Annotated in this window: 17 protein-coding genes; 2 read left to right on the top strand and 15 right to left on the bottom strand. The window is 63.7% G+C overall.

Features of this window, described 5'->3' with window-relative positions:
- Positions 1-53 precede the first annotated feature (53 nt).
- The 13 genes from AB4N80_RS21255 to AB4N80_RS21195 all read right to left on the bottom strand — a co-directional run bounded on the left by AB4N80_RS21255 (position 54) and on the right by AB4N80_RS21195 (position 13,028).
- A complete protein-coding gene (locus AB4N80_RS21255; RefSeq protein ID WP_460078671.1) occupies positions 54-1,082 on the bottom strand; it encodes a trans-3-hydroxy-L-proline dehydratase in 1,029 nt (342 codons plus the stop codon).
- Positions 1,083-1,200: 118 nt separating this feature from the next.
- Positions 1,201-1,923, bottom strand: coding sequence for an amino acid ABC transporter ATP-binding protein (locus tag AB4N80_RS21250; RefSeq protein ID WP_122566449.1), 723 nt, complete (start codon positions 1,921-1,923; stop codon positions 1,201-1,203).
- Entirely contained in the window at positions 1,916-2,566 is a 651-nt protein-coding gene (locus AB4N80_RS21245) for an amino acid ABC transporter permease (protein ID WP_305481443.1), read from the bottom strand. Before AB4N80_RS21245 ends, AB4N80_RS21250 begins: the two co-directional genes overlap by 8 nt.
- Before the next feature lie 12 nt (positions 2,567-2,578).
- The gene (locus AB4N80_RS21240) at positions 2,579-3,244 is read right to left on the bottom strand and encodes an amino acid ABC transporter permease (RefSeq protein WP_060742046.1); all 666 of its coding nucleotides are present in this window, start codon (positions 3,242-3,244) and stop codon (positions 2,579-2,581) included.
- Positions 3,237-5,015 carry a cis-3-hydroxy-L-proline dehydratase gene (lhpI, locus tag AB4N80_RS21235; protein ID WP_460078668.1) on the bottom strand — a complete coding sequence of 593 codons (1,779 nt, stop codon included), beginning with the start codon at positions 5,013-5,015 and terminating at the stop codon, positions 3,237-3,239. Before lhpI ends, AB4N80_RS21240 begins: the two co-directional genes overlap by 8 nt.
- A gap of 10 nt (positions 5,016-5,025) precedes the next feature.
- Positions 5,026-5,844: an ABC transporter substrate-binding protein gene (locus AB4N80_RS21230; RefSeq protein ID WP_122566451.1), complete on the bottom strand. Its 819-nt coding sequence runs from the start codon at positions 5,842-5,844 to the stop codon at positions 5,026-5,028.
- A 234-nt stretch (positions 5,845-6,078) separates the two neighbouring features.
- Positions 6,079-6,828 carry an AraC family transcriptional regulator gene (locus AB4N80_RS21225; RefSeq protein WP_122566452.1) on the bottom strand — a complete coding sequence of 250 codons (750 nt, stop codon included), beginning with the start codon at positions 6,826-6,828 and terminating at the stop codon, positions 6,079-6,081.
- Between the two features lie 291 nt (positions 6,829-7,119).
- Entirely contained in the window at positions 7,120-8,376 is a 1,257-nt protein-coding gene (locus AB4N80_RS21220) for an FAD-dependent oxidoreductase (protein ID WP_460078664.1), read from the bottom strand.
- A complete protein-coding gene (locus AB4N80_RS21215; RefSeq protein ID WP_122566454.1) occupies positions 8,373-8,609 on the bottom strand; it encodes a 2Fe-2S iron-sulfur cluster-binding protein in 237 nt (78 codons plus the stop codon). Before AB4N80_RS21215 ends, AB4N80_RS21220 begins: the two co-directional genes overlap by 4 nt.
- Positions 8,610-8,794: 185 nt before the next feature.
- Positions 8,795-9,910, bottom strand: coding sequence for an NAD(P)/FAD-dependent oxidoreductase (locus tag AB4N80_RS21210; protein ID WP_305492259.1), 1,116 nt, complete (start codon positions 9,908-9,910; stop codon positions 8,795-8,797).
- Complete coding sequence (locus tag AB4N80_RS21205) at positions 9,907-10,839, bottom strand: 4-hydroxyproline epimerase (protein ID WP_460078661.1); 933 nt, start codon at positions 10,837-10,839, stop codon at positions 9,907-9,909. Before AB4N80_RS21205 ends, AB4N80_RS21210 begins: the two co-directional genes overlap by 4 nt.
- A 112-nt stretch (positions 10,840-10,951) precedes the next feature.
- Positions 10,952-11,623, bottom strand: a complete 672-nt coding sequence (locus tag AB4N80_RS21200) for a GntR family transcriptional regulator (RefSeq protein ID WP_122566457.1) — start codon at positions 11,621-11,623, stop codon at positions 10,952-10,954.
- A gap of 238 nt (positions 11,624-11,861) precedes the next feature.
- Positions 11,862-13,028, bottom strand: coding sequence for an MFS transporter (locus AB4N80_RS21195; RefSeq protein ID WP_460078658.1), 1,167 nt, complete (start codon positions 13,026-13,028; stop codon positions 11,862-11,864).
- A 136-nt stretch (positions 13,029-13,164) separates the two neighbouring features.
- Between AB4N80_RS21195 and AB4N80_RS21190 the strand changes: the two genes are divergently transcribed.
- Complete coding sequence (locus AB4N80_RS21190; RefSeq protein WP_460078655.1) at positions 13,165-14,556, top strand: aminotransferase-like domain-containing protein; 1,392 nt, start codon at positions 13,165-13,167, stop codon at positions 14,554-14,556.
- Positions 14,557-14,813: 257 nt separating this feature from the next.
- Positions 14,814-16,961 (top strand): TonB-dependent siderophore receptor, encoded by a 2,148-nt coding sequence (locus AB4N80_RS21185; protein WP_354339139.1) that lies wholly within the window; start codon positions 14,814-14,816, stop codon positions 16,959-16,961.
- Between the two features lie 50 nt (positions 16,962-17,011).
- On the opposite strand, the gene AB4N80_RS21180 is transcribed toward AB4N80_RS21185, so the two are convergent.
- The gene (locus AB4N80_RS21180; RefSeq protein ID WP_354339141.1) at positions 17,012-17,746 is read right to left on the bottom strand and encodes an SDR family NAD(P)-dependent oxidoreductase; all 735 of its coding nucleotides are present in this window, start codon (positions 17,744-17,746) and stop codon (positions 17,012-17,014) included.
- Between the two features lie 569 nt (positions 17,747-18,315).
- The gene (locus AB4N80_RS21175; RefSeq protein ID WP_003202537.1) at positions 18,316-18,522 is read right to left on the bottom strand and encodes a tautomerase family protein; all 207 of its coding nucleotides are present in this window, start codon (positions 18,520-18,522) and stop codon (positions 18,316-18,318) included.
- Positions 18,523-18,627 lie beyond the last annotated feature (105 nt).

Genomic DNA, 18,627 nt, shown 5'->3' with positions numbered 1-18,627 from the left:
ATCTTCATCGCGGGCAAGCCTTGCTCCCACAGGGCTGTGTGAAAATCTGGAAGTCATGCGCCCGGCCAGGTATCCGAAAGCCGATACCCCTGCGGCCACGGATCGGCCGGGTCGAGCAACAGTTGATGAGTCCCGGTGATCCACGCCCGCCCGGCGATGCACGGGTAAATCGCCGGGCGTCCGGCCACATCGGTCAGTGAGTCGATGCGGCAGTGGAATTCGGAGCCGATGATCGAGCGACCGATAAACCGCTCGCCCACGTGCATTAAACCCTTGGCGTGCAGCACCGCCATGCGCGCCGAGCAGCCGGTGCCGGTGGGGGAGCGGTCGATCTTGCCGGGCTGGATCACCACGGCGTTGGCGCCAGTGGCGATGCCGCTCTCCTGGACGATGGGCGCGGCGATCTGGCAAAACGAGATATGCGACCAGTCCGGGTTCAAAGGATGGACAAAACCCAGTTGTTCGTTGGCGGCCCGGGTGATTTTCAGCCCCACGGCCACCAATTCGGCCGCTTCATCAGGACGGATAGCAAAACCCAGGCGCTGGGCGTCGACGATGACGAAGCTGTCGCCGCCGTAGGCAGTGTCCACCTGCAGCGACCCCAGCCCCTCGACTTCGATCCAGGCATCGAGGCGGTCGGCGAAGGAGGGCACGTTCTTGATCTCGACCCGTTGCACCTTGCCGTCGCGGCAGTCGGCCACCGCTTCGATCAGGCCGCCCGGCGCTTCCAGTACCAGGCGGGTCTGGGGTTCGGTCATCGGCAGGATGCCGCTGTCCAGCAACACGGTGGCGACGCACAGCGAGTTGGAGCCGGACATCGGCGGGGTGTCGGCCGGTTCCATGATGATCCAGGCCATTTGCGCCTGCGGATCCTTGGCCGGCACCAGCAGGTTGACGTGGCGGAACACGCCACCACGGGGCTCGTTGAGGACGAAGTTGCGCAGGGTCTGGTCCTGGGCGATCCAGCGTGATTGCTCCCACACCGTGGCTCCGGGTGGTGGGGCGACGCCGCCGACGATCACATCGCCGACTTCGCCTTCGGCGTGGCAGCTGACTACATGGATGATTTTCGATGAGCGCATGAGTCAAATCCTTGTGTTGTCTGGTTGGGCCTCATCGCGAGCAAGCTCGCTCCCACATTGTTTTTGTGTACGCCGCGCAACCCTGTGGGAGCGAGCTTGCTCGCGATGGGGCCATCCGCTATTTCACTGACTTGAGAAAAGCCGCCGTCTCCGGCTGCACCGGATGACCAATCACCTGGTCCGGTGGCCCGATCTCATGGACCCGGCCATTGCAAAAGAACGCCACGCGGTCGGATACGTCCCGGGCGAAGCGGATCTCGTGGGTCACCAGCACCATGGTCATGCCGTCTTCGGCGAGCATGCGCATGGTGTCCAGCACTTCACCCACCAGTTGCGGGTCGAGGGCCGAGGTGGCTTCGTCGAAGAGCATGTAGTCCGGCGACATCGCCAGCGCCCGGGCGATCGCCATGCGCTGCTGCTGGCCGCCGGAAAGCTTGCCGGGAAAGGCCTTGAGCTTGTCCCCCAGGCCCACGTGTTCAAGCTGCTTCACCGCCAGCGCCTCGGCATCCTGGCGGCTCTTGCCCAACACCTTGCGCGGCGCGAGCATGACGTTTTCCAGTACGGTCAGGTGGGGGAAGGCGTTCCATTGCTGGAACACGATGCCGATCTTCTGCCGCAGGCGATTGAGGTCGGTGGCGCGGTCATGGACCTCGATACCGTCCACGCGAATGCTGCCTTTCTGGATCGGCTCCAGACCATTGATGCACATCAACAGGGTCGACTTGCCCGAGCCCGAACCGCCGATGATCGACACCACTTCGCCCTTGTCCACCGTCAGGCTCACACCCTTGACCACTTCCAGGTCACCGAAGGATTTGTGCACGTTTTCGATCTCAATCATTTTCCTGCCACCTTCTTTCCAGGCGTGCGCCGAGACGGGCAACCACCAGGCTCATGACGTAGTAAATGAGGCCCGCGATGCACAGCACCAGCAGGGGTTCCTGAATGCGCGTGACGATGGTTTGCGAGGCCCGCAGCAATTCGACGATGCCGATCCACATCACCAGCGCGGTGTCCTTCATCACCCCCAGCACCAGGTTCAGCCAGCCGGGAAAGGCCACCCGCGTGGCAATCGGCAGGACAATGAAACGCAGGTCCTGCGCATAGCTCAGGCCCAGCGACCGACTGGCCCGGCGGGTGCTCAACGGCACCGCCAGCACGCCCCCTCGAACGATCTCGGTGAAGTACGCGGCGGCGTAGATCCCGAGGACGATGCAACCGACGGCAAAGGCGCTGAGGTTCAGGCCGGCGATACTCTTGAGGGAGTTGAACAGCACGAACTGGATCAGCAGCGGCACACTGCGAAACACGTCCAGCAGCCAGGCCAGTGGCAGGCTGGCCCGCGGCAACAACGCCCGCAACAGGCCGAACAGCAAGCCGGCGAGGGTGCCCAGCAGGATCGACCACACGGTCAGTTGCAGCGTGACCCAGGCCCCCTCGAGCAAATACAGCAGGTCGTTAACGCTGAGGCTTGTAGAAAACATGTCCCACCCTCCTCAGTAACGAAACAAGCGCCAGGACAACAGCCGGGCCAGCCCGACGATCAGCTTGGCGATCAGGTAATACAGCACCGCCGCGAGGGCGAAGTATTCGAAGGTGCGGAAGGTCTTGACGTTGTATTCCTGGGTGACACCTGTGAGGTCGTTGTTCAGGCCGACCACCACCCCCAGGGACGTCATCAGCACCGCCCAGACCATCTGGTTGGTCAACGGGTAGAAGACGATGCGCAACAGCTGCGGGACGATGATCATCCGGTAGGCCTGGAAGGCGCTCATCCCCAGGGAGCGGGCGGCGCGCATTTGCGTACCGGGCACGGCCTTGAGGCCGCCGCGAAAGTTTTCCGCCAGGTAGCCGGCGTTGTTGAAGGTGATCCCGGCCAGCAAGGCCAGCCAGGAACTGACGTGCAGCCCGAGGGAGCCGAGGCCGAAGTAGAGGATGTAGATCTGGAACAGCGAAGGCGTGTTGCGGGCGATGGACACCCAGCCATTGCCCACACCCCGCAGCAGGCGATTCGGGGCCTGGCGCATCACTGTCAGCACCAGGGCGATCAGCACGCCGAAGATCATCGACAGCGCGGCGGTCTCGAAGGTCACCCAGGCCCCGGCGAGCATGTCGGGCAGGGCGCGCAAGGCCGGGCGCCATTGGAAGCTGTAGTCAAACATGGGTCGGGCTCCCGGTGCGGGCGGAGGGTTGCAGCCACGTCGGCGGCTGGCCGCGAGTCGCGGCGGTGCACGCGGCCTCGACGCAATCGGCGAGGGCGGCAAAGTGCACCCCGCGACCGACCAGGCCGGGTGCGTAGTGGGCGTATTTACCGGAGTTGGTCATCAGCGTGGTGGCCTGGGGCGGGATCACCGGCTCACCCAACATGCACCAACAAGTGTCGGTTACCAGCACCGCGCCGAAGGCCTCGATGGCGGTCAGATACCCGGCTTTGCGGGCCTGTTCCAGCACCGCCCGGCCGCAAGTGATCGCCAGCACCACATACGGATGCTTGACCCGGCCCGCGCACAAGGTCGCGAGGGCGGCGAATTCGCTGAGGGAGAAATGCGGATTGCCCAGTGAGACTACGTCCACCCAGTTGTCCCGGGCGCTGTTGAGCTCGCGCCAACTGGCAAGCAGCCCCGCGGCGTCGACGCTTTCCCGCGGCAACGCGACGTCGCGCTCCAGGACCTCGGCCGGGTCGAGGGCTTCCGGTGTCACCCCGGCGATGTGAAACAGCGGCGCGGCGCTGGTGGTGGCGAACGCGGCGCCGAAGGCCTTGAGGTCGTCCAGGCTCGGCGCGGCGTGTTCCAGGCCGCGTATCAGCGGAACGCGCCGGCCGGCCAGGCTGCCGATGTGATAGCCCAACAGCGGATAGAAGCTGTCATCGACCTTGCCCAGCGCCGGCACGTCGACAATCAGTTGGGCCTTGCGGGGGGCGTCGAGATGGCAGCCGGACAAGGGGGCTCGCCCGCACAGGGCGATACAGATGTCGAGGAAGTCCGGGTACTTCTGCGTGCGAGCGCCCAGCACGCTGTTGGCATAGACCACCGCGTTGGATTCGGCCCAGACGATTTGCTCGCCGGTCTTTGGCGCGGTGTCCAGCAGGTAGGGCGCACAGGTGAAACTCAGTTGGGCGCCCATCGCCATGTAGGCGTCGCCCAAGGCACTGGCCGGCTCGCCCAGGGCCGGATCGACGCCCAGCTCGCGCCAGCGACGCTGGTCCACTGAGATGGCATTGAGGGTGGTGGGGATGCGCACCTGCGCGCCCCACTGCACCAGTTGTTCGGCAAAGCGCAGGCTGGCCGGGCCGGTGTAGATGCAGCCGTCGATGTGGGCCTGGGTCACGTCCAGCAATTGCGTGGCACCCTGGATTTCGGCCATGCGCAGCACGATCTGCATGGCCACCTGGGCGGCCTTGCCGTGGCTGCCGTCGAGCAATGCCCGGTCTTGTTCGGTCAGCGCCAGGGTCGAGGCGGTAGGCGGCTGCGACACTGCGTCCGAACCTTGCCAACCGTCGTTGGGGCGGCGCCCGGTGAGGGTCAGGACGTCGCCTTCAAGGCGGACAAAACCCTGGCCGCGCAACCCATTGAAGGCCTCATGTCCCACGCACAACACCGGCAGCGAACGCTGGAAAATCACCTGCGCCACCAGCACGCCCAAGGTCAGGATTTCATCGGCTTCGGCCAGCACCAGGGCTGCGGGGGCGTGGCCGTTGCTGATCAGCTCCATCAAGACGCTGCTGCCGGTGCAGGAGCCGCGTCCGCTGGGAATCGCCAATACGCGCCCGGCCAGGCGCTCCCCACTCAAGGGATGGTGGCGGTCGATGACCTCGCCGCTGGCTGGATCGACCCCGCCCCAGAAGCTCAGTCCCACCTCGGCGAACAGCAGGGCGCCCTGGGCGGCACCCTCCACCAGGCTGCGGCCTTTCACACGGACAGGCGTGCTTGGCATGCGCCGATCCTCAGTAGTAGACCTGGGGAACGGTCAGGTTGGCCGGCGGGATGTCGGTGCCGACCCATTTGACGAACAGCTCCTTGTAGCGGCCCGTGCGCACCTGCTGGTTGACGAACAGGTTGAGGTAGTTGAGCAAGCCGTACTCGCTGCGCTTGGCGCCGAGGGACACGTAGTCGATGACGTAGGGCGCGTCACCGGCGATCTTCAGGCCCTTGTACTTGCCTGACTTGATGGTCGCGGCGGCCACGGTGTTGGTCACCACGGTGGCGTCGATGTGCCCCTGGGCGACGGCCAGCAGGGTGTCGTTCTGCGACTGGTAGGCGCGGAAGCTGCCGCTGCCCCAGCTCTTCTGGTCCTTCTCCAGGGCGATGGCTTCGTAGGTGCTGCTGGTGTTACCCAAGGCCTTGCCCTTGAGGTCGGCGTAGCTGTTGATGCCGGTGTTGTCGCGGGTCAGCACCACCATCTGGAAGGCGAAGTAGGGCACGGTCAGGCCGACGGTCTTGGCTCGCTCCAAGGTGTCGGAGGTGGAGGCGACGATGACGTCGGCGCGGCCGGACAGCAGCGCGGGGATTCGGTCGGAGAATGGGGTCTCCACCACTTCGGCCTCGACGCCGAGGACCTTCGCCAGGTCGTGGCAATAGTCCACGTCGAAGCCCGCCGGGTTGTTTTTTTCATCACGAAAGCCCATGGGTGGGAAGTCCAGGGTCACGGCGCAGCGCAGTTTGCCGGAGCCGATGATGTCGTCGAGCTTGTCGGCGTGGGCGGGGGCAATGAAAAGCGGGGTGAGGACAACGCTGAGGGCTACGGCCAATGCAGGGTTTTTCATAAATGCCTCGCTGTCGAATAAATGCGGTGAGATATCGTATTGAGGATTTCGTATACGATATTAAATAAGCAATCGGCGTGCCTGTTTGGGGTTCAGTTCTGGCAATTCCACCGGAACGCTGATCTAGAGGCTTTCCTGCAGGGCCGTGCCACACCAAGGCACGGTGCAACGTTGGTGACGGGTGTTACAGATGGGAGCAACCACGGGGCTTGGCGCCCCATCAGGGAACATGACTTAGCGCTGATTCTCCCGATATTGGCTGGGTGACAGGCTGGTCAGGGCGCGGAACTGGCGACTGAAGGCGCTGTGATCGGTGTAACCGCAGCGCAGGGCGATCTCGGTGATCGGCAGGTCCTTGTCGAGCAACAGTCGCGAGGCTTCTTCCAGCCTTGCCTTGTGAATCATTTGCCGTGGTGTGAGTTGGAAGATGCGTTTGCAGTGCCGTTCCAGCTGCGCCACCGACAATTCGGCGATGGCGGTCAGCTCGGCAAGGCTGATGGGGCGGGCGAAGTGCTGCTTGATATGGGCGTCCACCGCCGCCAGTTTGTGGAACGCCGGGTGGTTCGATTGCGGCAGTTGCAGGTCGCGGGAAATGCCGGCAAGGCCGACGATCTGGCCGTTTGGGTCATGCAGGGCGAGCTTGTGGGTCAGGCACCATACGGGCTGGTTGCCGTAATACAAATGCAGTTCGAGCTGGTCGGCCAACTCCCGCCCGCTGGCCAGCACCCGCCGGTCCTGCTCGGTGTACAGCGGGCCGAAGCGTTCGGGGAACACTTGTTCGGCAGTGAGGCCCAGCAGGTCTCCGCTGTGTTTGAAACCGCAGCGCCGGGCCAGGGTCTGGTTGACGAAGGCGTAGCGGGCCTGCTGGTCCTTGATGAAAAACACCACGTCCGCGAGGGTGTCCAGTAGCGGGGCGATGGGCTTCAGGCTGCGTAGCAGGGTGTCGAGGTCGCAGGGGGCTAGGGAAGTGAGCGAGGGGTACATGGCCGGCGTTGTCTTTTTTGTGGGTGCGATGGCGGAGTGTCAGTCGAAAATGTAGTGCGTGTCACGCCGCTATCGCGAGCAAGCTCGCTCCCACAGGGTTCCGGTGTGTTCACAGATCTGGGGGGTATGACAATCCCCTGTGGGAGCCGAGCTTGCTCGCGATGACGGCGGCACAGGCAGCATCTCTATCAACTGGCCCACCGCTATCGCGAGCAAGCTCAGCTCCCACAGGGAATTGCGGTGAGTGCAGGTTGTATGACTAGGCAGGTCAGAGTGGGATGTGTGTTGAGGTCAGGAGGGTGGGGTTTCTTCCAGGTTCAGCAGGGTTTCGATCCGCGCCGGGCTGAAGGGTGGGCGAGGGGTGGGCGGTGTCCAGCCGAACAGGTGTTCCAGGGCGGCGGCGCAGACTCGGCCCTGGCACGCGCCCATGCCGCAGCGGCTTGCCAGTTTTGCTTCGCGCCAGTTGTCATGGCCGGCTAGTTCGCCATAGGGCACGTCCTCGCAGCGGCAGACCAGGGTGTCCGCCGTGGCCAGGTTCTTGAGCCGTGGATCGAGGGCGAAGGCCGTGTTCAAGGCCCGGGCGAACCCCTGCCAACGTGCACGACGCGGCCACAGCAGTTGGGCGGCGGCGCTATTACCAACGGCAGCATGCCCGGCGATGGCGCCTTCCACCAGCGCCAGTTCGCTGCCGCCGAAACCGGTGCACTCACCGGCGGCGTAATGTTCACGGCGCGAGGTCGCTTGCCAGGCGTCAACCGCCAGCGCCTGGTCCTCCACCGCGCAGCCCAGGGCCTGGCCCAACTGGGTATTGGGAACGAGCCCGAAACCGCAGGCGAGTCGGTCGCAGGCCAGTTCAATCATCTTGCCTTGCTGTTGCAGGCGCACGCCCTCCAGCCGCTCCCGTCCGAGCGCCTCTACCACATGGGTGTCGGTGCGGTAATGCCGGTCGAACAGACTGAACGCTTGGAAAAACTTCCCCGGCCAGCGTGGCAATTGCGCGGCGAAACCGGCCACGGCGCCGCGACGGGCCTGCTCGGCGATGCGCAGCACCTGTGCGCCCTGATGTGTTGCCGTGGCGGCACTGGCCAGCAGCAAGGGGCCGCTGCCGGCGATGACCAACCGTTCGCCGCGCACCGGCAAGCCGCCCTTGATCAGCGCCTGCAACCCGCCGGCGCCGGTCACGCCGGGCAGTGTCCAGCCGGGAAACGGCAACAGCAGCTCACGGGCACCGGTACAGAGAATCAAGCGCTCGTAGCGGATCTGCCAACCGCGCTCGGCATCTTCCACCAGCAAGGTTTTATCCCCTGCGCAGGCGATCACGCGGGTGCCGGCATGGCAGCGTACGTTGGCGCAGGTGTGCAGTTGATCGCGCAGGCGTCGGGCGGCGCTGGGCAGGTTGGCCTGGGGGCCGTCGCGCCAGATCTGCCCGCCGGGCAGCGGGTTGTCGTCCAGCAGCACGATGCGCGCACCACTGCTTGCCGCCGCGAGGGCGGCGGCCATGCCGGCGGGGCCGGCGCCGATGATCAGCAGGTCGGTGGTTTCGTTCATGGTCGGGTCTGCACGTGCATGCCATCGAGGCACAAGGTCTGGCAGGCCAGACGGCGACGACCATCGATCAGCACCCGGCATTCCTGGCAGACGCCCATGCCGCACAACGGAGCACGGCGCTGGCCGCTGACCGAGGTACGACTGCAACCGTCCGCACCCAACGCCAATGCCGCCGCGACGCTGGTGCCATGGGCGACTGACAGCGGGCGGCCGTCCAGAAATAGGTCAGGCATGGGTCCAATCCTCCTTGGCGAAGCGGATGTCTTGAGCGCCCCCAGAACCTGTGGCGAGGGAGCTTGCTCCCGCTGGGCTGCGCAGCAGACCCAAAACAGGGCCGCTTCGCGCCCCAGCGGGAGCAAGCTCCCTCGCCACGGGGTTAAGCCTATCCCCGGAGCAAACAGGGGAAGTGTGTCGGGCTTCAGGCATGGGCGGGTTCTCCGAGGAAACGCTGCGGCAGGTAAGGCTGCGCGGGCAATGGCGAGGTCTCGTCGAACAACTGCGTCACCAGCAGGTCGGCCGTCGCGGGCGCGGTGGTGACGCCCAGGCCTTCGTGACCGACCGCCAGCCACAGTCCCGTGCGCTGCGGATGTCGGCCCACCAGGGGCAAGCCGTCGGGGCTTGCTGCGCGGAAACCGGTCCAGGCCCTGATGCCGTTCAGATGCGCCAGCCCAGGCATGTAGTCGACGGCACGCTTGAGCATCTTCGCCAGCATCCAGCCTTCCACCTGCGGGTCGACGGTGCCGAACTGCCGCGAGGCACCGATGAACAATTGCCCGGTCGGGCGTGGCTGGATATTGCACGCCACCGACGGTCCGCTGGCGTTATGGGCACTGGTGACGTAGCCCAGCTCCACCAAGGTGTGGGTGACGGTGGCGGGGTAGCGGTCGGTGATCAGCAGGTGGCCTTTCTTCGGCTCGATCGGCAGTTCCGGGCATAACTCGGTGGCCTGGATGCCATTGGCGAGGACCACCGCCTCGGCGCTCAACCAGCGCCCATCATCGAGGCGTACGCGAGCGCCGTCGATTTCGCTGACCTGTGCCCGTTGCTGGCGGATGTTAGGCGCGTCCAGCATCCAGCGGGCGGCTGCCGGGGCGTAGAGGATGCCGTCGCCCCTGATCAGCAATCCGCCTTCCAGCCCTGGGCGCAGTTCGGGTTCACGCTGGTGCAGGGTGGCTTGGCCGATCAATTCACAGGCTTCGCCATGGGCCACCAGGTTCAGGTACTTAGTGTGGGCCACGGCCATTTCCTCGGCATTGGCCGCCAGCCATAAGGTGCCGTTGTTGCGCCAGGCGCAGGCCTCGGGCAGTGCCGGGGCCAGTTCGCGCCAGCGTTGCAGGGAGTATTGACTGAGTGCCAATTCCGCCGGGTTGTCATCCAGCACCAGCAGATGTCCCATGCCGGCCGCCGTGGCCCCGTGCCAACCGGCGTCCAGCACCAACACATTCAGATTGCGCTGGGCCAATGCCTGGGCACAGGCCGCGCCAATGATGCCCGCGCCGATGATGATCACGTCGGCGACATGGCCCTCGCTCACGGACGTATGCCCCAGGCGAACGGGTCATCCGCTTCGATGATCAGGGTGGTTTCGGCACTGATGTAGGCACGGCCGCGAATGGTCGGCACGATGCGCTCGCCCAAGCGTTCGTAGGAGCCCTCGAACTCGCTGCCAATCACACTGGCCTGGTGCCAGATCTGCCCGGGTTGCAGTTTTCCATCGGCCGCCAGGCACGCCAGTTTGGCGCTGGTGCCGGTGCCGCAAGGGGAGCGGTCATAGGCCTTGCCCGGGCAGAGCACGAAGTTGCGGCTGTCGGCGTGCGGGTCATCGGCAAACAGTTCGATGTGGTCGATCAGGCCGCCGTCCTCACCGCGAAAACCCTGCTGCTCCAAGGCTTGCTGCACGGCGTAGGTGTAGGCGGTCAACGCGTCGAGGTTATCGCCGGCCACCCGCTGGCCATGTTCGGCGATCAGGAAAAACCAGTTGCCGCCCCAGGCCACATCGCCGACTACCTGGCCGATGCCCGGCACCTCCAGGGCCAGCGCCTGGCGGTAACGGTAGGCCGGTACGTTGCGCACGCTGACCGAGCGGTCTTCGTGCAAGGTGGCCTGTACCGTGCCCACCGGGGTTTCGATACTGTGCACGCCGGGGCCGATCCTGCCCAGGTGGGCCAGTGACGCCACCAGCCCGATGGTGCCGTGGCCGCACATGCCCAGGTAGCCACTGTTATTGAAAAAGATCACGCCGGCACAGGCGCTTGGGTCCACCGGCTCACAGAGCAGCGCCCCCACCAGCACATCGCTGCCCCGGGGTTCCAGCACGCAGGCGGTGCGCCACGCGTCATGCTCCATGGCCAGGCGTTGCTTGCGCTCGGCCATGCTGCCCAGGCCCAGGTCAGGAAAGCCGTCGGTGACCAGTCGGGTCGGCTCGCCGCCGGTGTGGGAATCGATCACGGTGATACGTTTCATGGGAGGGCCACGTCCGTTCAGATGAGTAACGGCAAGCGTGGCCCGCGTCCAGGGGGGACGGCTTGATGGTTTTATCTGTCGCCGATGACGAAATCGGCACAGTGCCAGCCCATCAATGGCTGGAAGGCAGGAACTTGAACAAGGTCTCGCAGACTCCTGCGATGTGTTCGTCCAGCAGCGCCACGGCCCGTTCGACATCACCGGCGCGGCAGGCCTTGATGATTTCCCGGTGCTCATGATCGGCACGGTCCTTACCGGCTGACAGGCTCATCTGCATGCGCAAGTACCGCTCCAGCTTGTCGTGGACCGAGCGAATCAGACTCACCATGAACGGCCGTTGCGCCGGCTCGTAGAGGCACGCATGCAGTTGCCAGTTCAATTCGGCCCAACGGCCCACGTCGTCTTCACCGACGAACTCCTGGCAGATGCCTTCGGCGCGGACGAAGGTGTCTTCGGTCATGTTGGGGATCGCCAGGCGCAGCACTTTGTCTTCCAGGAGCATGCGCACCTCGAACATCTGCGCCAGCTCCGCCTCGGAAATGCGCGTCACCATCGCCCCGCGATTGCGCTGGAACATCACCAGGCCCTCGGCCTCCAGACGCTTGAGGGCTTCGCGCACGGGGATCTTGCTGACGTTGAACTGGCGGGCGATGTCATCCTGGCGAATCGGCTCGTCCTCGGCAAAGTGTCCGGCCACGATGGCATCGCGCAGGTGGCGGGTGATGATTTCCGAGGTGGAAGGGGTGTTGCCCAGGTCGGGCAGGTTGAACTTGGATAAAGTCACGGCGGCGGGTCATTCGGCTTAGGTGGGGATATGGTATACGACTTTGCCGGGGTGGTCCTTGAAGCAGGCGATGAAGCCGCCAAGGGTACGGAACTGTGGCGAGGGGATTTATCCCCGTTGGGCTGCGTAGCAGCCCTAAAACCTGACATTGCGGTGTGTCAGGTAGATAGGAACTGCTCATCTTGGGGCTGCTGCGCAGCCCAACGGGGATAAATCCCCTCGCCACAAGGTTTTGTGCTCAGCAGTGGGACAGGCGAGTCCCATAAGCCTCTGTCCGGACGATGCGCCACCCAGTGACCGACGCCCCCGCCAGCAGCGCCAGGCCGAACACGATCAACGCCACGTCAGCGCCAAAAGCGTCAGCCAGCAGCCCGGTCACCACCACCGGGATGCTGAACCCGACATAGGCGAACAGGAAGAACCCGGCGCTGATCCGGGCTTTCTCCGCCCCGGCCATGGCCGTGATAGCTGACAAACCACCGAGGTACAGGAAACCGTAGCAGGCGCTGCTGGCCCCCAATGCCCCCAGCAGCACGGCGAGCAGGGAGCCGGCGCTTGCGCCCCAAGCCAGCAGCGCGTAGCTCGCCGGCAGGATCAACAGGCCCAGACCCGTGGCCCTGGCCGGCGGCATGCGCCGCACCCAAGGCTGGAAGAGCAAGCCGCAACTGATGACCGTGAAGGTCGATAGACCCGACCAACGCTGCAAATCGTGGGTCGCCAGTACAGACGGCAATAGGGCGATAACCAGGCCCGAAGTCGCCCAGGCCAACAGCATGGAAAAACTGTAGGGCAGGCTGCCGGCGGGAAACAATGGCAGGCGCAGCAGCGGCGCGTCTTTGATTTTCAGCGCTGGGTCCGGGAGCCGCCAGACCACGACAATCGCGATGGCGGCCAACATCAGTTGCAACCAGAAGCTGCCGGGCGTGGCGCTGTGATGGACGAACAGGAACAGACTGGTCAACGCCGCGCCGAGGCCAAAACCCAGGGAGGTGCTGGCGGTGACCCGGTTGGCCGGCGAGCGGGCATCGCCGGTTGCCATGAGCTCGGTCATATAGGCGGTCGACGTGGCCGAGGCCAACCCCGTGCCGACCCCCATCATCAGGCGTGCCACGCCCAGCGCCACCAGGTTCGGCCAGAGCAAGGTCACCAGCGTCGCCAGCATCGACAGCCCGAGCGCGACCAGGATCAACGGCTTGCGGCCCACCCGGTCGGCCAACCCACCGAACGCCAGCAGGACCGGCAGCACCCCCAGCACATAACCGGAAAACGCCACCGCCGTGGCGCCGGCCCCGTAGCCGGATAACTGCGCGTAGGTGGTGTACAGCGGCGCCTGCAGGTTGACCGCGAGGGTGATCAGGCAGAGGCCGAAAGCCAGTCCCCAGGAATGTCGATGCTGTGGGTTCAAGGGTGTTCCTTAAAGGTGTGCATGAAGTCCCGAGGACTATCACCGCCAGGCACAACGCAAACAAGAAACAGACCCAGGCCATTTGTGTTTAACTGTTTGCTAAAAAATAGAGAACACTTAGCCAAGAGTGCCCGCCGTGGACCTGAAGATTGATCGCAATGTTTCCGAGTCCTTGATCCGGCAGCTCGTGACGCACCTTACGGGCTGGATCAACGCCCATGGCATACGCCCCGGCGCGCGGATGCCGTCCATTCGCCAGTTGGCCCGGGAAAATGGCCTGAGCCTGTCGAGCGTGATCAAGGCCTATGACCAACTGGTTGCCAGCGGGGTGCTGGAGTCTCGGCATGGCGCGGGCTTTTTTGTCGCGCAGCAGTTGGCCCGGGCGGTGGAACCGGTACCTGAAACGGATAACGCGCCGTGGCGGTTGTTCGACAATGAAGCGACGCAGCTCAAGCTCGGTTGCGGCTGGCTGCCCGACGCCTGGCGTGACGACACCGACCTGGGCCAGGCGATCCGTCAGGTGGTGCGCAGCGACAATCACGCGTTGTTCAACTACAGCACCCCGCTGGGCTCGCCTCAACTGCGCCTGCACCTGCAAAAACGCCTGGGCCTGATCGACATTCACGTCGACCCGGCACAGATCATCACCACCCAAGGCGCCAGCCAGGGCCTCGACCTACTGGTGCGAACCCTGCTCAAGCCCGGTGACCTGGTGCTGGTGGAAAGCCCCGGCTATTACAACCTGTTCAATCTGCTGAAGCTGCACGGGGTCAAGACCGTGGCGGTGCCCAGAACCGCACAAGGCCCGGACATCGCCCGCCTGGAACAGCTCCTCGGCGAGCACAGGCCCTCGTATTTCTTCATCAACAGCATGTACCAGAACCCCACCGGCACCAGCCTGGCGCCGAGCGTGGCCTATCGTCTGCTGCAACTGGCAACGGCCCACGACTTTCGCCTCATAGAGGACGACATCTACGCCGATTTCCAGAATGGCCCGACGTCCCGCCTGGCCTCCCTGGATGCCCTGGACCGGGTGATCTACTTGGCGAGTTTTTCCAAGACGCTGTCCAGTTCGCTGCGCATCGGTTACGTGGTCGCCCAGCCCGACATCATCCAGCGCCTGGCCGAAGTCAAGATGATTACCGGCATCGGTTGTTCGCTGCTGGCGGAAAACGTGGTGGCGACATTGTTGGCCAACGGTGCTTATCGCAAGCTGATCCAGCGCTTGCGCCAGCGCCTGAACAAGCAGATGGCAAGTACGCTGCGCCAACTGGACCCGACCCACTGGGATGTGTTTGCCGAGCCGATGGGAGGCTTGTTCGTCTGGGCCAGGCCGCGGTGCCTGGCGGCACAGCGGGTGCAGCAGATCGCCCGGGAGTTGCAGGTCCAATTGTCTCAGGGCTCGACGTTCCTGCCCCAGGGCGAGGCGTGCGATTGGTTGCGGTTGAACGTGGCTTATACCCAGGATCATCGTGCGCAGGTGTTCTTCCAGCGGGTGGAGCAGGAGTCGATTGCGGTGGGCCTATAGGGTATGGGGGGATTGTTCTGGCGCCATCGCGAGCAAGCTTTGCTCCCACAGGGATCTTCAGCGGGTACAAGTCTTGTGATTGGCCCCTGCTCTCCCTGTGGGAGCAAAGCTTGCTCGCGATGGCGGACTGACCGGTCAAAAAACATCGGTGTTAATGGGAATAGATATCAAACGACAATGAGTTGCTGTATCTTTCGCGACACATTTTTGTCAGCCTCCCGATGTGGGTGGCTTGTTTCCATTAGGATTGTGCATCGATGCGTCGGATTCTCGTTTCACTGTGTGTGCTCCAGGCTTATTCCGTTCCTACCTGGGCCGAAGAACCAATCCCTGCCAAGCCGGCCTCCCTTGAGTTGCAAGCCACGGATATCGTCGGTAATGCCGACTATGAATCAGCACAAGGCCCGGTGAAGGGCTATCACGCCACCCGTTCGGCCAGTGCCACCCGTACCGACACCGCGATCCATGAAACCCCGCAATCGATTTCCGTGGTGTCCCGCGACGTGGTCGAAGACCTCAGCGCCACGCGCCTGCAAGACGCCCTCGATTACGCCGGCGGCGTAGGCCGGGGCAATAACTTCGGCGGCCAGGGACTGACCACCTTTACCGTCCGTGGTTTCACCACCGGTGAGTTCTACCGCAACGGCTTTCCAATCAACCGTGGCTACCCGAACATGCCGGACGCCAACACCATCGAGCGGCTGGAAGTCCTGCGCGGCCCGGCCACCATGCTCTATGGCCGTGGCGATCCGGGCGGCACCTTCAATGTGGTGTCCAAGCAGCCGTTGGCCGAGCGCACGGTGACCCTGGGCAGCCAGGTCAGCGACCAAGGGATGCGTCGCGGCACGCTGGACGCGTCTGGTCCGCTGGACGAAGAAGGGCGCCTGGCCTATCGCTTGAACGTGATCGGTGAGGGCGGTGACACATTCCGCGACCACGTCGAGACCGAGCGCTACGGCATCGCGCCGGTGGTGAGCTGGCAGGTCAACGACACCACGCGCCTGACCTTCGAAGGCGATTTCATGCGTAACAATGCGCCGCTGGACCGTGGCCTGACCCATTACGCCGGCCAGCGCGGCACCGCCTCGCGCGATACGTTCTTCGGCGAGAAAGACGTGGGCAAACTGCACAACGACAACAACATGCTGCAGGTGCGTTTCGAGCACATGCTCAATGACGACTGGACCTTGGCCGGTGGAACCCAGTGGCTCGACGGCACCTTGCAGGGCAACGCGGTGGAAGGCAACAGCATCGGAGCCGATGGGCGCACGCTGAGTCGTAACTTCAATTACCGCAAGCTGGAATGGACCGATCGGGACACCCAGCTCAACCTCACCGGGCATTTTTCCACCGGCGGCTTCGAGCACACGTTGTTGACGGGTATCGAGTATGAAGACTACGACTACCAGTCCATCATCCAGCGATCCTCTGGCGCCGGCGGTGCCTACCCGATCGATATTTTCGATCCGGTGCATGGCCAGCCACGCCCGGCGTTGACGCGCACGCCCACAAATGACCAGGAAAATCTCAAGACGTTTGGCGTGTTTGTCCAGGATCAGGTGGCGCTGACTGAGCGCCTGAAGGTGTTGGCAGGGGCGCGTTTCGAGCATTTCGAGCATGAGTACGAATCCTTCGTCCCTCAGGCTCGGCCCGGTAGCCGTAACTGGGACAAGACTGAAAATGCCGTCACCCCACGCCTGGGGGTGATCTACGATCTGACCGATACCGTTGCGCTCTACGCCAACACCGCGCGCTCGTTCAAACCCAACACCGGAGCCAGTCGCCAGGGGCAGGGTGAGGGGTTTAAGCCGGAAGAGGGCAAGTCCTACGAAATGGGCGTCAAGTGGGAAGCGCTGGATCGGCAGTTGAGCGTCGACGCGGCGATCTACCAGATTGAAAAGCGCAACGTACTCACGCCCGATCCGCTGGATTCCACCTTCAACGTGGCTGCCGGGGAAGTGCGCAGCCGTGGTTTCGACTTGAATGTGGCGGGCAATTTAACGCCAGAATGGCGTGTGATCGGTGGCTACGCGTATGTAGATGCCGAAGTGACCAAGGACATCAATATCCCGTCCGGCACCCGCTTGCTTAACGTGCCCAAGAACTCCTTCAGCCTGTTGAACGTCTACGAGTTCCAGGACGGTGGCCTCAAGGGTCTCGGCCTGGGCCTGGGCGCCAAGTATGTCGATGAGCGGGCCGGCAATACGGCGGCCACCACCTTTACCATGGACAGCTACACCGTTGTGGACCTGCTCGGCTACTACAAGGTCAACGAGCGGATCCGCCTCAACCTGGACCTGAAGAATCTGTTCGACGCCGATTATGAGGAAGGCGCATTTGGTGGCGTCTACGCCTACCCAGGCGCACCACGAACCGTGCAGGCCGGCATCTCCTACACGCTCTGAATCCCGTGCGTCATGAAAACCCCGGAGGTCCTGCCTCCGGGGTTTTTCTTTTACCACTTGCCTGTGCTCATCCCGCCGTCCACCGGCAGTATCGCGCCCGTCGTGAAGTCAGCGCTCGCCAGGTACAACACGGCCTCGGCAATTTCCTCGATGGTGCCCACGCGGCCGGCCGGGGCCAGGTTGTCGAGGAAGTCGCGGTGCGCCGGGTCGTGCATCGGCGTGTCGATGATGCCGGGGGCGACCGCGTTGACCTTAATGTTGTGGGGCGACAGTTCCAGGGCCAGGGCGCGGGTCATCTGGTTGACGCCGCCCTTGATCAACACTGGCAGCGCCGCCGGCACCTGGATGTTCGGCTGCAGGGCCACAGCGGCTGAAATGTTGATGATGAAGCCTTGCTGGCGCCCGATCATGTGCGCGGCAGCGGCCTGGCTGGCGTAGACCAGACCCTTGAGGTTGGTGTCCAGCAGCGCGTCCAGATCCTGGGGGCTGTATTCGACGAAGGGTTTTGGCAGGAAGAAACCGGCATTGTTCACCAGCCCGTCAACGGCGCCAAACGCCTCGACGGCTTGGGCGATGAGGGCGGTTGAAGTGGCCGGGTCAGCAATGTCGCCGGCCACGCCAATGAAACCGGCCGGGTGACCGAGTTGAGCAGCGGCAGCCTCCAGGCCGGATGGGGAGCGGGCATTGCCCACCACGTTATACCCCCGACCCAGGAACGCCTTGACCAGACCCAGGCCGATACCGCTGGAAGCGCCGGTGATGATGACGGTTTTGTTGAGGCTCATGATTGACTCCTGATCACATTAAAGGGAACCGCTGCGCCTGTATGGCGGTGGTTGAGCTCAGGGTATTGATGCCTCAGGGTTTGATAAATAAGGCTTCTGGTACTTGAGTTGATACGCCATGTAATTAATGGCAAGGGCAACACATAACCCCTGTGGGAGCGAGCTTGCTCGCGATAGCGCCAGGTCAGTCGGCATTGATGTGACTGACTCACCGCAATCGCGAGCAAGCTCGCTCCCATAATGTTCCCGGCTGATCGCAAACCCGCGTTCGCCAGCAATCCCCTGTGGGAGCGAGCTTGCTCGCGGTAGCGCCAGGTCAGTCGGCATTGATGTGACTGGCTCACCGCAATCGCGAGCAAGCTCGCTCCCACAATGTTCCCGGCTGATCGCAAACCCGCGTTCGCCAGCAATCCCCTGTGGGAGCGAGCTTGCTCGCGATAGCGCCAGGTCAGTCGGCATTGATGTGACTGACTCACCGCAATCGCGAGCAAGCTCGCTCCCACAATGTTCCCGGGTTGGCAGGCAGAAAAAAGCCCGGTCAATCGGACCGGGCTCGCAAGGGTGGAGCGTTATTCCTTGGGAAGACTTCGATACTGCGTCGTCGTCATCCCCGCGTATCCCCAGTTATCGGTGTCGACTTCCTCGATCACGATATGGGTCAAATGCGGATCCTTGCCCAGCACGCGCTGGAGGGTTTCGGTGATTTCGGAAATCACCTGGGCTTTCTGTTCACGGGTGACGCCGTCTCGGGTAATTCGCACATTGACGAAAGGCATGTTGCACTCCAGCTGGTGGGAAATGGACGCAGGACAATGCCCGCTTGTTGGAAGGCCACTGTATTTATATGCCGCAGACTGATAAACAGGCTTTTCGAAACTTCA

It is taken from the genome of Pseudomonas sp. H3_A02, from assembly GCF_054671965.1.
Note: the sequence above shows the minus strand (reverse complement) of the source record. Positions and strands in the feature narration are given on the sequence as shown.